Genomic DNA, 13,866 nt, shown 5'->3' on the forward strand with positions numbered 1-13,866 from the left:
TATATTTATGAACAACGTTACTGAGCGAGAATCCAATTATATAGACATAGAAAAAATGTCTGTTTTAGAGGTTCTGCAAGCAATAAATTCAGAAGATCAAACGGTTGCATCCGCGGTGGCAAGAGCGTTGCCTCAAATTGAGCAACTCGTATCGGCAATTGCTCAAAAGATGAAAAACGGAGGACGACTTTTCTATATTGGTGCCGGTACGAGCGGCAGATTGGGCGTGGTAGACGCATCAGAATGCCCGCCAACGTTTGGCGTTCCTTTCGATTGTGTGGTAGGAATTATCGCTGGTGGAGATGTTGCCATAAGAAAAGCAGTAGAATTTGCCGAAGACGATAAGGTACAGGCTTGGAAAGACTTACAAAACTTTAACATTAGTGAAAAAGATTGTTTGGTTGGCCTTGCGGCATCTGGTACCACCCCATACGTAATTGGAGGTTTGCAAGAAGCAAGAAAACATGGCCTATTAACTGGTTGTATCGTTTGCAACGAAGGAGGACCGATTGCAGCTGAATCAGACTTTCCTGTGGAGGTAATTGTTGGACCCGAGTTTATAACTGGTTCTACGCGTATGAAATCTGGTACAGCGCAAAAGATGGTGCTCAATATGCTCAGCACTACAGTTATGGTTCAACTTGGAAAAGTGGTCGGAAACAAAATGGTAGATATGCAGTTAAGTAACAACAAACTTGTAGATCGGGGAACGCAAATGGTGGCCAAAGATTTAAACATTGGCTATGGTGAAGCAGCAAATTTGTTGAGCCAGCACGGCAGTGTTCGAAAGGCGGTCGAAGCGGGAAAATAAGTTAATTTCTGATTTTTAAAATTTACGAGGTAAGATTGTAGTGCATAAGCTTCTAATTTCCATATCCGATTTCCGATCTCTCTTTCTTACTCAAGTACCAACAATAAATTACTTTGCCAATGCACGAAATTGAACCGTATTACCAGTGGAGAGACGATTATGTGTCTTCAGAAGATGAGAAATCCCCTTTCTATAACACTGAGTATTCCGAGCTATATTTTGATAAGCAAATTTATAACTTCCTCCTTCATCCCCAATGGGACGAATTTGGCTCAAATACCCTTTATCTAAAGGTGCTTTTTGTAGACTATGAACGCAGCTATGCCATTATAGAATTTATTGGCGAGTGGAATGACGCCATCAACAATGACATTATGTTACTAAAAAGAGAAATTTTGGAACTAATGGTGGATGAGGGCATTAACAAATTTATCCTAATTGGAGAAAATGTTTTAAACTTTCATGCCTCAGATGACAGCTATTATGACGAATGGTTTCAAGAAGTAGAAGACGGATGGATAGTGGGACTAAATTTTAACGATCATGTAATCAACGAGTTTAAAGACAACAACATAGATTACTATATAAATTTTGGTGGCGCTTTTGATAACTTCGCATGGAGACCGCTAAAGCCGCTTCAACTATTTAAAAAAATTGAAGAACTTTTGACAAAAAGATTAACCTAAACTACTACTTTTATATGTCGAATACTGACAAATCGGCTGTAAAATAAATCTTGCACACTGTTTGTTAATATCTTAGGCGACAATTAGAGATATAAAGGTGCTGGCAATTAAACGGCGCTTTTCAATTGATTAAAACTAATTAATACATAATAATAAAATGGATCAGCAAAATTATCAATATCAAGGCAATAGTGTTTTTGTGCAACAAGAGGGCTCTATTTCAAAAAAGTTTTTCGCAAATGTCTTTTTATGGATGTTTGTAGCGCTGTTGTTGTCAACAGTTGCTGCCTATTTATTTAGCACCAACGCTAGTTTAATGCAGTATTTATTAGATGTTAACCCTGCTACGGGCAAACCAAGCATGTCTATTTTCGGATACATCGCAATGTTTTCTCCATTAGCGCTAGTTTTACTTATGGGATTCGGATTAAGCAAACTTTCCTACCCTTCTTTAGTGGGGATTTTTGTGTTGTATTCTGTGCTAACCGGAATTAGTTTAAGCTTTATTTTACTTGCATATACCGCAGGTTCTGTTGTAAGCTGTTTCGCTGGTGCCGCAGGTATTTTCGGCATTATGGCTGTGATGGGTTATACCACAAACATAGATTTAAGCAAGTTTGGGCCTATTCTAATGGTTGGTGTTATCGCACTAGTTATTGCCATGGTGATCAATATGTTTATCCAAAGCGAGCAGTTTAGCTTATTTATGGCGTTCATCGGCATTGCCATATTTACCGCCTTAACAGCTTATGATGTACAAAAAATTAAACGTATTGGGATGGGAATTGAAGCCAGAGGGGATCAAGTTTTGCAAGTCGACACCAAAAAAATGGCCATCGTTGCCGCACTATCTCTTTATCTAGATTTCCTTAACATTTTCCTATTTCTGCTTCGTATATTTGGCGGAAGAAAATAAGCGCAATAGCAAATAAATTTTTGGCAATCGTCGAAAACAGTCGTAAAAAATAAACAGTTATAGAGCGCATCTTAGGAAGCGCTTTTTTTGTTTGCTACGATACTTTTATTATTTCTGTTTTAGCAAATTTAATTTGGTTAATCGTAGCAGATTATAACCGAATTTCAATAATGTTTTGTTAGATGTCCAAAAATTTGATAATGATACTGCGATGTGTTATTTTTGCATCGCTTATAAAGAAAGACGGAGGGATTAGAACCGCTGAAGTCTTAGCAACCTGTGCCAACAAGGTGCTACATTCTATCTCAAAAAAGAGAAAAGATAAGTTTTTAGACGTGTGAAGATGCGCCGAAGTTTTCAATAAGCATTTTGGGGTATTAAGACAAAGCGGCCAATAACTTGAAGCTGAATATGGACTTGATTGAGTTATCTTGATGCCCGATACTGGAGTCTTGCTACTTGATACTAGCTACTCAATACTATATAGATGGATATTAGAAAAGAACTTGAAAAGCGTATTTTAATTATAGATGGTGCAATGGGTACCATGATTCAGCGCTATGAGCTTACAGAAGAAGATTTCCGTGGCGAGCGTTTCGCAAATCACTCTTCCGACGTAAAGGGAAATAACGACCTGTTAAACATCACTCGCCCCGATATCATTAAAGCCATCCATCTAGAATATTTAGCTGCCGGAGCAGACATTATTGAAACAAATACCTTTAGTACGCAGCGCATTTCCATGGCCGATTATAAGATGGAAGAATTAAGTTATGAGCTTAGTTTAGAAGGTGCTAAAATTGCCAAGGCAGCTACCGCAGAATTTATGGCCCAAAATCCTGATAGAAAGTGCTTTGTAGCTGGGGCGATTGGACCAACCAACCGTACGCTTTCTCTTTCTCCTAATGTAAACGATCCGGGTTTTAGGGCAATTTCTTTTGATGAATTGGTAGATGCCTATTACGAGCAAGTTAGAGGATTGGTAGACGGAGGTTCTGATGTTCTTTTAATAGAAACCATTTTCGATACCTTAAATGCTAAGGCGGCAATTTTTGCCATTAAAAAATACGAAACTGAATTGCGCTCAAGAGAAACTCCCTCTCCTTCGGGGAGGGTTGGGGAGGGGATTGAAATCATGATTTCTGGCACCATTACAGATGCTTCGGGGAGAACACTTTCTGGGCAAACGGCAGAAGCTTTTTTAAACTCAGTAATTCATGCAAAGCCGCTTAGTATAGGTTTTAATTGTGCACTTGGGGCCAAAGATATGCGACCACATATTGAGGAACTTTCCGCGAAAGCGAACTGCTACGTATCTGCTTATCCAAACGCAGGTTTACCAAACGAGTTTGGTGCTTACGATGAGCAGCCACACGAAACAGCCCATTTGGTAGATGGTTTTATAACCTCCGGTTTTGTTAATATTGTTGGCGGTTGCTGCGGCACTACGCCAGAGCACATTAAATGCATTGCCGAAAAGGCTAAAAAAATAGCACCGAGAAAAATTCCAGAAATTACGCCTTATATGCGTTTAAGCGGTTTGGAACCTGTAACCATTACGCCAGAAAGCATTTTCGTAAATATTGGCGAGCGGACAAATATTACAGGTTCCCCAAAATTTTCTAAACTTATTCTTAGTGGTGATTATGAAGCAGCGCTTGCCGTTGCTCGTCAGCAGGTTGAAGGTGGAGCCCAAATTATTGATGTAAATATGGATGAGGGCATGTTGGATTCAGAAGCCGCCATGACCAAGTTTATGAACCTTATTGCATCAGAACCAGACATTTCTAAACTACCAATTATGGTAGACTCTTCTAAGTGGAGCGTAATAGAATGTGGGCTAAAATGCATGCAAGGAAAAGGAATCGTAAATTCTATTTCGTTAAAAGAAGGTAAAGAGCTATTTATAGAAAGTGCCAAAAAGATAATGAATTATGGTGCGGCAGTTGTGGTAATGGCTTTTGATGAGAAAGGGCAAGCAGACAGTTTTGAGCGACGTAAAGAAATTTGTCAACGAAGTTATGATGTTCTTGTAAATGAAGTTGGTTTCCCTGCAGAAGATATTATTTTCGATCCAAACATTTTAACCGTTGCCACGGGATTAGAGGAGCATAATAATTACGCGGTGGATTTTATTAAGGCAACAAAGTGGATTAAAGAAAACTTGCCTTATGCCAAAGTGAGTGGCGGTGTTTCTAATATTTCCTTTTCTTTTAGAGGAAACAATTCGGTAAGAGAAGCCATGCACTCCGCATTTTTATACCACGCCATTCAGGCTGGTTTAGATATGGGTATTGTAAATGCTGGGATGTTAGAGGTTTATCAAGAAATTCCTCCTGCATTATTAGAGCGCGTAGAAGATGTGCTGTTTAACCGCCGAGATGATGCAACCGAGCGATTGGTCGATTTTGCGGAAACGGTAAAATCTAAAGGAAAAGAAATTATAAAAGACGAAACTTGGCGCAAGGGAACGGTACAAGAACGCTTATCGCATTCTTTAGTTAAGGGTTTAATAGAGCATTTAGACAATGATGTTGAAGAAGCCAGACAAGTTTACGCTCGTCCGATAGAAGTAATTGAGGGCCCATTAATGGATGGGATGAACATTGTTGGAGACTTATTTGGCGCCGGGAAAATGTTTTTACCTCAAGTGGTAAAATCTGCCCGAGTAATGAAAAAGGCGGTTGCTTATTTACTTCCATTTATCGAACAAGAAAAGCTAGACAACCCAGATCAAGAGCAAAGTTCATCTGCCGGTAGGATATTACTAGCAACCGTAAAAGGCGATGTGCACGATATTGGGAAAAATATTGTGGGTGTGGTACTTGCATGCAATAATTTCGAGGTAATAGATATGGGTGTGATGGTTCCTGCCCAAGAGATTATAAAAAAAGCCAGAGAAATAAAAGCAGATATTGTTGGTTTGAGCGGTTTAATAACCCCGTCTTTAGATGAAATGGTGCATTTTGCGAAAGAAATTGAACGCGAGAATTTCGATATTCCTTTAATTATTGGTGGTGCAACCACTTCAAGAATTCACGCTGCCGTAAAGGTAGCACCTAATTATTCTGGTCCAACCATCCATGTGTTAGATGCGTCTAGGAGCGTTACGGTTTGTAGCACCTTAATGAACAAGGAGAAAAAAGGGGAATATGTAAATACCATTAGGGCTGAGTATGATAAAGCTAGAGAGGCACATTTAAACAAGCGTTCTGATAAGCGTTACAAAACATTGGAACAAGCACGCGCTAATAAATTTAAAATCGATTTTAAGGAGAATTTACCAAAGCCGTCTTTTCTTGGTACTAAAGTGTTTGATAATTATCCGCTTGACGAGTTAATCGACTATATAGATTGGACTCCGTTTTTTCACACATGGGAACTTCGCGGTAGCTACCCAAGAATATTTGATGATAAATTTGTTGGCGTAGAAGCAAAAAAGCTGTTCGACGATGCGCAAGAAATGCTCCATAAAATTGTTGACGGAAAGTTGCTAACTGCTAAAGCTGTTATTGGTTTTTGGCCTGCAAACACCATAGGCGATGATGATATCGAATTAACGGTTGAGCATATAAAAGGCAAATCTGTTAACGGCGAATGGGACATCAATGCACAAACTCAGACGGAGCCTCAAAAAGTGGTCATCCATACCTTAAGACAGCAAGTAGAAAAGACCGATGGACAACCTTATTACGCGTTGGCCGATTTCATCGCACCTAAAACAAGCCACATTCCAGATTATTTTGGTGGGTTTGCATTAACTACAGGTATCGGAGTTGATGAATTGGTAGCGGAGTATGAGAAAGATTTCGATGATTACAATAGCATCATGGTTAAAGCTATTGCAGATAGATTGGCAGAGGCTTTTGCAGAGCGGATGCACGAACGTGTACGTAAGGAATTTTGGGGTTATGCTACTTCAGAAGAACTAAATACAGAAGAGCTGATAAAAGAACAATATGCGGGTATTCGACCGGCTCCCGGTTATCCTGCTTGTCCGGAGCACACAGAAAAAGGAGCTTTATTTGCACTGCTTAATGCAACCGAAGAAATTGGGTTAAACATAACAGAAAGCTATGCCATGTATCCAACAGCTGCGGTAAGTGGATTTTACTTCGCCCATCCAGATTCTAGATATTTTGGGTTGGGAAAAATTACCAAAGACCAAGCAGAAGATTATGCTGCCAGAAAAGGAATGCCTTTAGAAGAAGCAGAGCGCTGGTTGGGCCCGAATTTGGCTTATTAGATGGGTTACGAGTTGCCAGTCACAAGTTATATGTCTGGAAGTATAAAAGTGTTGCGAGTTAAAAGTTGTTGGTCTGAGTATCCACAAAAGATTTAAATGGAGAAAGAAAAGAAGAACTATACAGATCTAGATGTTTGGAAAGAGGCTAGGACTTTGTCGAAAGAGATCTATCTCGCATCATCCGATTTTCCAAAAGATGAAAGATTTGGGTTGACAAGTCAGATTAGAAGAGCAGTTGTTTCCATTCCCTCCAATATTGCAGAGGGTTGTGGAAGAAACCATCCGAAAGATAGTATTCAATTTTTCTTCATCGCTCGTGGCTCTATTTACGAAGTCGAAACTCAACTATACCTGGCCTTTGATTTAGAATATATTTCTGACATAGACCTTGAACCTTTATTGATAAAATTAGAATTAACGAGAAAATTATTAAACGGGTTTATAAAATACTATCAGTCGCTAACGAGGTAACCGCCCAGACTTGTAACCCATAACTCGCAACCCATAACACCCTATGAAGATTACTGATCACATAAAAAACGCAGACAACAAAACACTTTTTTCTTTTGAATTGCTGCCGCCTATGAAGGGCCAAAGCATACAATGGGTGTTTGATGCCATCGAGCCACTTTTAGAGTTTAATCCACCCTTTATAGATGTAACCTCTTTAAGGGAAGATTATATCTATAAAGAGCAGGAAAATGGATTGCTGCAAAAAGTTTCCTATCGTAAACGCCCTGGCACCATTGCCATTTGTGCTGCAATTATTCACAAATATAAAATTGATGCTGTTCCACATCTAATTTGTGGTGGTTTTACTAAAGAAGAAACAGAAAATGCGCTGATAGATTTGCAATTTTTAGGAATCGATAATGTGCTGGCGCTTCGTGGTGATGCTAGACAAGCAGATAATGCATTTATACCAACCACCGGCGGCCATCATTATGCTACTGAACTTATTCAGCACATAAAAGACCATAACGCAGGCAAGTTTTTGCACGAAGATATTGACAATACGCACCAAAGTGATTTTTGTATCGGCGTTGCTGGTTATCCAGAGAAACACTTTGAAGCTCCAAATCTAAATACTGATTTTAAATATCTAAAAGCCAAAGTAGATATGGGCGCAGAGTTTATTGTTACTCAAATGTTTTTCGACAATAAAAAGTTTTTTGAATTTGTAAAGAAGTGCCGCGAGAACGATATAAACGTTCCGATAATTCCAGGATTGAAACCAATAAGCTCGTTGAAACAACTGGTTAGTTTACCCAAGATTTTCCATATCGATTTGCCTGATGATTTAAGCGACGCCGTTCAGCGCTGCAAAACCAATGCAGAAGCAAAAGAAATTGGCACCCATTTTATGATTAAGCAATGCAAAGAATTGATAGACTTTGGAGTTCCGGTTTTACATTTCTACACCATGGGAAAACCAGAACAGACGAGAGCAATTGCAAGGGAAGTTTTTTAAGATCTAAAATTACATGTGAAATGGGCATATCAGTGGTTCTTAACACCATCGATTTCTAGTAAAGGCATCTGTTAAATCAAACCCGAATGTTGTAAAATTAACCACCAAATTCCAGTGGTGACAAATCCTAGAACGATCCCAATGCCAACCACCATATTTGCGAGTTTAGGGTTGAGGTTATATTGCTCAACTATTACTGCAGAAGTCAGCTGACTTGGCATCGCCATTTCGAAAATGGTAATTTTACTAATGACGCCATTGATTTGCAACAGAATGGCAATTATGAAAATTAAAGCGGGCGCCAATATGAGCTTATAAAAAAGCGCAATGCGGATGTGTTTTAACTGCGAAAACCAGCCGCCAAACTTTAATTGTAAGCCGATGGAAAATAGTGCTAATGGCCCGACTGTAATGGAGAGTTTGTCGAAAAGCGGATCCAGGAATGAAATATCGATAAAGTGAGGAATGGTTAAGCTTATTAAACAGGCCATTAGCGGCGGAAAAGAAAGTGCTTTTTTAACTAAGATGACAATGCTAATAGATTGTTTTTGAGAAGACCTAATGGCAACGAGCACTCCGAAACTAGCCAGAATAGCAAACGTAATCTGATCGCAAATAATGGCAATGGCCAATTCCTTTTCGCTAAAATAGGCCATAATTAAAGGGAAACCGATAAAAGAAGTATTACCTAAACCGCTTACCAATTTTAATCCGCCTGTTGTTGCTTTGTTTAGCTTGTTAAAGCGACCGTAAACTGTTATCAGCAACCAAGCAAATAGCCAAACTAAAATGGGTGCCAATGCCGGAAAAATTAAATGTTTTGTCCAGACAATGTGCGGAATATACTTGAAAGACAACGCTGGTAGCGCAATGTAAATAATCCAAGCGTTAATCCCTTTATGGGAATCGACAGGCAAGGTTTTGCTTTTTCTAAAAGCTACCCCTGCCAAAAAGCATAAAAGGATGATTAAAAAATTGGCCAATTGAATTTACGACGTTAGTGAAAATTTACAAACACCGATAACAGATTATTGGATGCTAAAACTAACTTATTCAGGCTTATTTGCCTTCGGTTTGTTCTTTGTCCACACGCGCTTGTTGGGTCTGCCCGCAGCATGTCTTTTTTCCTCTACATGTTTAATTTCCATCTTGGCAATCTCTTCTGATAGAGGAATACGCGGCACTTGTTTTTCGATCAATTTTTCTATATTTTCAAAACGGCGTTTATCTTTTGCATTTACTAAAGTAATGGCAGTACCTTTTGTTTCTGCACGTGCAGTTCTTCCAACGCGGTGTACGTAATCTGCCGGATCGCCGGGAACGTCATAATTAATGATCAGATCAATTCCCTCAACATCAATGCCTCTAGAAAGCACATCGGTACCAATCAAAATAGGCAGTTTTCGATTTTTAAAATCAAGCAAAATCTGCTCGCGTTCTTTCTGTTCTAAATCCGAGTGAAAAGCAGCGGCTTTTATACCCAAACTCTTAAAAGTTTTATATAAACCCTTTACTTTTTCTTTTGTAGAGGCAAAAACGATGCTGCTCTTATAAAGCCCACTTCTGAAAATTTCTGTAAGTAGTGCTTGTTTTTGTTGATCGTGAATGTTATACGCACGTTGGTCAATTCCGGCTGCAGGTTTGGCAATGGAAATCGTAATTTGTTTGGGATCTTTTAAGATTTTTGTGGCCATACCTCTAATTTTTGGCGCCATGGTTGCCGAAAACAAAAGTGTTTGTCGGTCTTGAGGAAGATAACTGATGATTCGGATAATGTCATCATAAAACCCCATGTCTAACATTCTATCTGCCTCGTCTAATACTAAATGTTGCAGTTGAGAAAGATTTAGCACGCCTGACGATAAATGCGACATCAATCGGCCTGGAGTGGCGATGATAATGTCTACACCTTCTCTCATAGAACGTTTCTGCTGTTCATAAGCTATGCCATCGCCACCACCGTAAACGGTTAGCGAACTGATGTTGGTGAAATAGGAAAGTGCCTCTACTTGCAAGTCAATCTGCTGCGCAAGTTCTCTAGTAGGCGCTAAAATCAACGTATTGTTATGCCTATTTTTAGCTTTGCTAATGTTATCCATCACTGGCAACAAATAACCGGCCGTTTTGCCGGTGCCAGTTTGTGCACAAGCAATAAGATCATGATGTGCTAAAACTTCTGGAATGGCAAGTTCTTGTATGGGAGTGGCACTTTTGTAACCCATCGCCATTAGGCCTTCGTATAAATCGGGGTTAAAGTTAAAATCGCTGAAATTCAATATGATGTTTTTATTTTTACAAAAGTACCCCAAAATACCGCCAATAGCAAACGGTTGAAAAATGTGGTTTAATCAAGGGTTTCTAACTGCGCTGACTTAATTACTATTAATTTATTATTTCTTTGGGCGCCTCAACACGCCATCCACTAAATCTTTTAACCTCAAACCCCTAAAGGGGATTCTGACGGTTAAAAGGATATCGTTCCTGTCGTTGGCGCACTATCCCGCGGAAAAGCAAACGGGAAAAATCTAAATAAAATTAAGTCCCCTTAATTTAAATAATAAAGTAAGCTCCTAGACCAAAACTAATTCGCAGAGGGGTTCGAGCCCTTATCAACCAATAGCTTAAAGTCGTTACCATCTACCGTCGAAGTATATATTTTAGAAGTATTAAATGGTTTTTCTAGCCCACTAAATATCAACATATCTTTTGCGGTAAGATAGATAGACGGCACAGAATAGCGTGTCGGAGATATTTTAGATACAGCCTTGCTCGCTAAATCTAATTTATAGATCGATTCTACTGACCCCATCAATCCGTCAAATTTATCGACGGGATTACTGGCGTTAAAAACAATAGATTTCCCATCAGAAGTATAGAAAAAGCGATTGGTACTCGCCACCTCCAACCCCTTACCAATCAAATCTTTCAACACAAACTTAGTTCTCAGCTTACCATCTAGGCCAAAAACATAAAGGTTATCCAAGTCTTGCATCACCAATTCCCCATTTCCTTTCCAAGTTGGCGCATAATAATTTTTACCAGAGGCGCCACCTAACAATTCAAAATTATTATTATCAGAACCGATAACACCAACTTTCCAAATTCCATTTTTAAAAATACTAAAGGCTATATTTTTACCATCTGGCGAGAACATGGCCTGATAAAAATTACTGCTTTTTACGTGGAGTTGATCTTGACTTTTGGTTTTCATATTGACCATCCAAATGCTGCGTTTCTTACTAGAATCGCTAACAGTATAGGCCAATTGATCGCCATCTGGAGAAATGGCAGCGTCTGTAGCACCGCCAAAAGAAACCTGATAAAGCGTATCTAAACTGGTGGCAGTTATTTTACCATCGTTCTGATAAGCGAGTTCAAATTTTTTGCTCATCGGAGAAATCGTGTCTAACAACGCTTTTCCTTCGCCTGTTTGGCGATTGTTGCAGGCAGCTAAAATACCCAAGCATGGAATTATTAATCTTAAAATACGCATTGCATTTCGGTTGATGAAGGGCAAATTTACGGATATTTAATTTGAAGATTGGGTGTTAGGAAAGTTCCAGTTAGACAAGCCTATCTATCATTATTGAAACCAACTTCTACAACGGGCCGGCCAATTTATGCAAGTTTTGAAATGAAATGCCTTTTCTATACCTTCGAGTACCAACCATTAATAACATGAAAGTTAAACTCTTACTGTGTTTCTTCTTCATCACAGCGATCGCGGAAGCGCAAACTTTAAAATTAAAACCCGGGGAAAAATTCGGTTATGAGGGAATAAGTTCTTCAGGGTTCAAAAAAGGAGAAGTAAGTTCTTATAACTACTCCTATTGGCGAACAAATTTTGAAGTGATTAGCCATAAAAACGGTCTATATACTTTAAAAGCATCCCCAGAACAATTCCTCTATAAATGGTCAGATGATTTAATTGTTGACTCAAAAGTTGCCTTTTCTGAACAACCTCTATTTGAGGCTGTAGCGAATAAAGTTATGACTGAAAATTCTTATGAACTTGTTATCGACAATAGCGGAAATATAAAATCTTTAAATGGTTTAGCTAAAATTAAAGCTGCCGTATTAGCCAAAGCCAAGGAAATGAGGATTCCAGAAACCGCCCAAAAGCATAAAGAATTGGTCGATTTGATCTTAAACGAGCAATCAGTGTATTATTCATCTAACTTTTTCGCACGTCCGCCTGTGAATTTAGATACTACATATAAAACAAAAACAAACGGCCTAATTACCAGCGTAAAATTCAAGCAGTTTACTAACAATTCAGATTCGACTGGATTGATAACTTCGTCAACTTTTGATTCCGTCGCATTTATCACATCCGCTTTAGGGGGGGGAATTGACAAGGAAAATACGCTGCTCAAATTTAGCTTAATTCAAGCCAATAGAAAAGATAGATCTAAAATATTTCCGTTACTTAAAGAGGCAACAAAAACACTTAATTATGGAGACTATTATTCTCCTATTAAAAGGGCAACTCGCAAGATAGATGAACTTGCAAACCTTTATGAAGAAAACAAGGGCAGCCAAACAATAGAGGCCGAGATTATGAGCAAACTAGACTCGATGGATAAGGGCTTTGCAAAAGATGACATGCAATATCTAGGTGCCAAACTCGGCATTTTGGGTTACGTTGGCGATGGATATTCGGAAATTTTGCAACGGGTACCTTACAAGTTTTTACCAAGTGAAAATGATGTGCAAAACAAGATGAATGGTGAGTTGGAGAGAGGAGATTTTAGCAATGTAAAAGATGCTATTGAATTTTGTTTTACCAAATTTAAAGGGGAAGATTATTACCCCTTAAATATGATGAACACAAGTGATGCCATACATAATGATTTTGGAGGATTGGTTTTTAGATTAAAAAATCGAGATTCGCTTATCAAATCGCTGGAGATTATTGAGCAGATAGGGGCGCTTAATATTCCGATAGCAACAGAAACATTTGCAGGTTTGAAAACTTACGTTCGCGCAAAATTGGCAACTAGTCAAAGTGAGTTGTCAGAAATAGCGAACACTCAGTTTAATGCTCCCTATGATAAAGCAGGGCGGTACAGAATATTAATTTATGATGAATTGCTAAAAAAGCACGTCCCAGATTCTATATTGGTGGCGTATATAGATTACACCATAGACCTTGATAAGAAAAAGATGAGTCAACTGGATTCAGGGAAAATAGAGAATGTATCTCCTTCAAATTTTAAGTACGACTTTTTGCTCAATAAAGTGGTAGATAAAAAAAACCTCGCAGATGCTTACTACCGGAAAAGCCAATTACAGAAAGGGTCGGAAACTGCTTATATCCAAATGGCTGCTGATTATTTGCCCAGCCAACAAGATATTATTGACAACCAATTTGGGTTAGAGGCAGAATATAAATTTACTCCGTTTGTACCCTATACAGACGTTTATCTCGCCTCGGGTGGCAAGAGTGGTTTAAGCGAAGAGGCCAGATTACAAAAATATGTGGATATGGTAATTATGGAACCTGAGCGCTATGGCAAATTAAAAGAAGATTACTTTAAGGCCTATCCAACGGGAAATTTTAAAGCTTTCTTTAGTGCAGCATTGAAAAGTAAGTTGCCCGTTGTGCCACAATTTTCGCTAAATGAGCGCTCCGGCATAGCTGTGGCCAATAAAGATCAAAAAGGTAAGTTTATCTTTGTAGATTTTTGAGGTACTTGGTGCGGCGCTTGCGTTGGCGAGATTGATAAAGTTGAA

Annotated in this window: 10 protein-coding genes and 1 riboswitch; of the genes, 7 read left to right on the forward strand and 3 right to left on the reverse strand. The window is 38.8% G+C overall.

Annotation, left to right across the window (positions count from 1 at the left end; genetic code table 11):
- The first annotated feature begins 7 nt into the window (after positions 1–7).
- From murQ to metF, 6 genes are all read left to right on the forward strand, one after another.
- A complete protein-coding gene (murQ, locus tag ACVWYG_RS06620) occupies positions 8–811 on the forward strand; it encodes an N-acetylmuramic acid 6-phosphate etherase (protein ID WP_457269380.1) in 804 nt (267 codons plus the stop codon).
- 119 nt (positions 812–930) lie between these two features.
- Entirely contained in the window at positions 931–1,497 is a 567-nt protein-coding gene (locus ACVWYG_RS06625; protein WP_457269381.1) for a hypothetical protein, read from the forward strand.
- 157 nt (positions 1,498–1,654) lie between these two features.
- Positions 1,655–2,413, forward strand: a complete 759-nt coding sequence (locus ACVWYG_RS06630; RefSeq protein ID WP_457269382.1) for a Bax inhibitor-1/YccA family protein — start codon at positions 1,655–1,657, stop codon at positions 2,411–2,413.
- A 228-nt stretch (positions 2,414–2,641) separates the two neighbouring features.
- A riboswitch (SAM riboswitch) is annotated at positions 2,642–2,741 on the forward strand.
- A gap of 159 nt (positions 2,742–2,900) precedes the next feature.
- On the forward strand, positions 2,901–6,659 hold the full coding sequence (gene metH / locus ACVWYG_RS06635; RefSeq protein ID WP_457269383.1) for a methionine synthase: 3,759 nt from the start codon (positions 2,901–2,903) through the stop codon (positions 6,657–6,659).
- A gap of 96 nt (positions 6,660–6,755) precedes the next feature.
- Entirely contained in the window at positions 6,756–7,130 is a 375-nt protein-coding gene (locus ACVWYG_RS06640) for a four helix bundle protein (protein ID WP_457269384.1), read from the forward strand.
- 43 nt (positions 7,131–7,173) lie between these two features.
- Positions 7,174–8,130, forward strand: a complete 957-nt coding sequence (metF, locus tag ACVWYG_RS06645; RefSeq protein ID WP_457269385.1) for a methylenetetrahydrofolate reductase [NAD(P)H] — start codon at positions 7,174–7,176, stop codon at positions 8,128–8,130.
- 71 nt (positions 8,131–8,201) lie between these two features.
- Here metF and ACVWYG_RS06650 read toward each other — a convergent pair whose 3' ends face one another.
- From ACVWYG_RS06650 to ACVWYG_RS06660, 3 genes are all read right to left on the reverse strand, one after another.
- The gene (locus tag ACVWYG_RS06650; RefSeq protein ID WP_457269386.1) at positions 8,202–9,113 is read right to left on the reverse strand and encodes an AEC family transporter; all 912 of its coding nucleotides are present in this window, start codon (positions 9,111–9,113) and stop codon (positions 8,202–8,204) included.
- Positions 9,114–9,179: 66 nt separating this feature from the next.
- Positions 9,180–10,406 (reverse strand): DEAD/DEAH box helicase, encoded by a 1,227-nt coding sequence (locus ACVWYG_RS06655; protein WP_457269387.1) that lies wholly within the window; start codon positions 10,404–10,406, stop codon positions 9,180–9,182.
- Between the two features lie 305 nt (positions 10,407–10,711).
- Positions 10,712–11,623, reverse strand: a complete 912-nt coding sequence (locus ACVWYG_RS06660; protein WP_457269388.1) for a TolB family protein — start codon at positions 11,621–11,623, stop codon at positions 10,712–10,714.
- 185 nt (positions 11,624–11,808) lie between these two features.
- Here ACVWYG_RS06660 and ACVWYG_RS06665 point away from each other — a divergent pair, with 185 nt between their 5' ends.
- Complete coding sequence (locus ACVWYG_RS06665; protein ID WP_457269389.1) at positions 11,809–13,821, forward strand: hypothetical protein; 2,013 nt, start codon at positions 11,809–11,811, stop codon at positions 13,819–13,821.
- The last annotated feature ends 45 nt before the right edge of the window (positions 13,822–13,866 follow it).

This window comes from Pedobacter sp. UYEF25 (assembly GCF_054061655.1).

Coding starts and splice junctions, on each gene's coding strand:
- ACVWYG_RS06665 (WP_457269389.1), top strand. CDS start 11,809: ATGAAAGTTAAACTCTTACTGTGTTTCTTCTTCATCACAGCGATCGCG.
- murQ (WP_457269380.1), top strand. CDS start 8: ATGAACAACGTTACTGAGCGAGAATCCAATTATATAGACATAGAAAAA.
- metH (WP_457269383.1), top strand. CDS start 2,901: ATGGATATTAGAAAAGAACTTGAAAAGCGTATTTTAATTATAGATGGT.
- ACVWYG_RS06640 (WP_457269384.1), top strand. CDS start 6,756: ATGGAGAAAGAAAAGAAGAACTATACAGATCTAGATGTTTGGAAAGAG.
- metF (WP_457269385.1), top strand. CDS start 7,174: ATGAAGATTACTGATCACATAAAAAACGCAGACAACAAAACACTTTTT.
- ACVWYG_RS06660 (WP_457269388.1), bottom strand. CDS start 11,623: ATGCGTATTTTAAGATTAATAATTCCATGCTTGGGTATTTTAGCTGCC.
- ACVWYG_RS06630 (WP_457269382.1), top strand. CDS start 1,655: ATGGATCAGCAAAATTATCAATATCAAGGCAATAGTGTTTTTGTGCAA.
- ACVWYG_RS06625 (WP_457269381.1), top strand. CDS start 931: ATGCACGAAATTGAACCGTATTACCAGTGGAGAGACGATTATGTGTCT.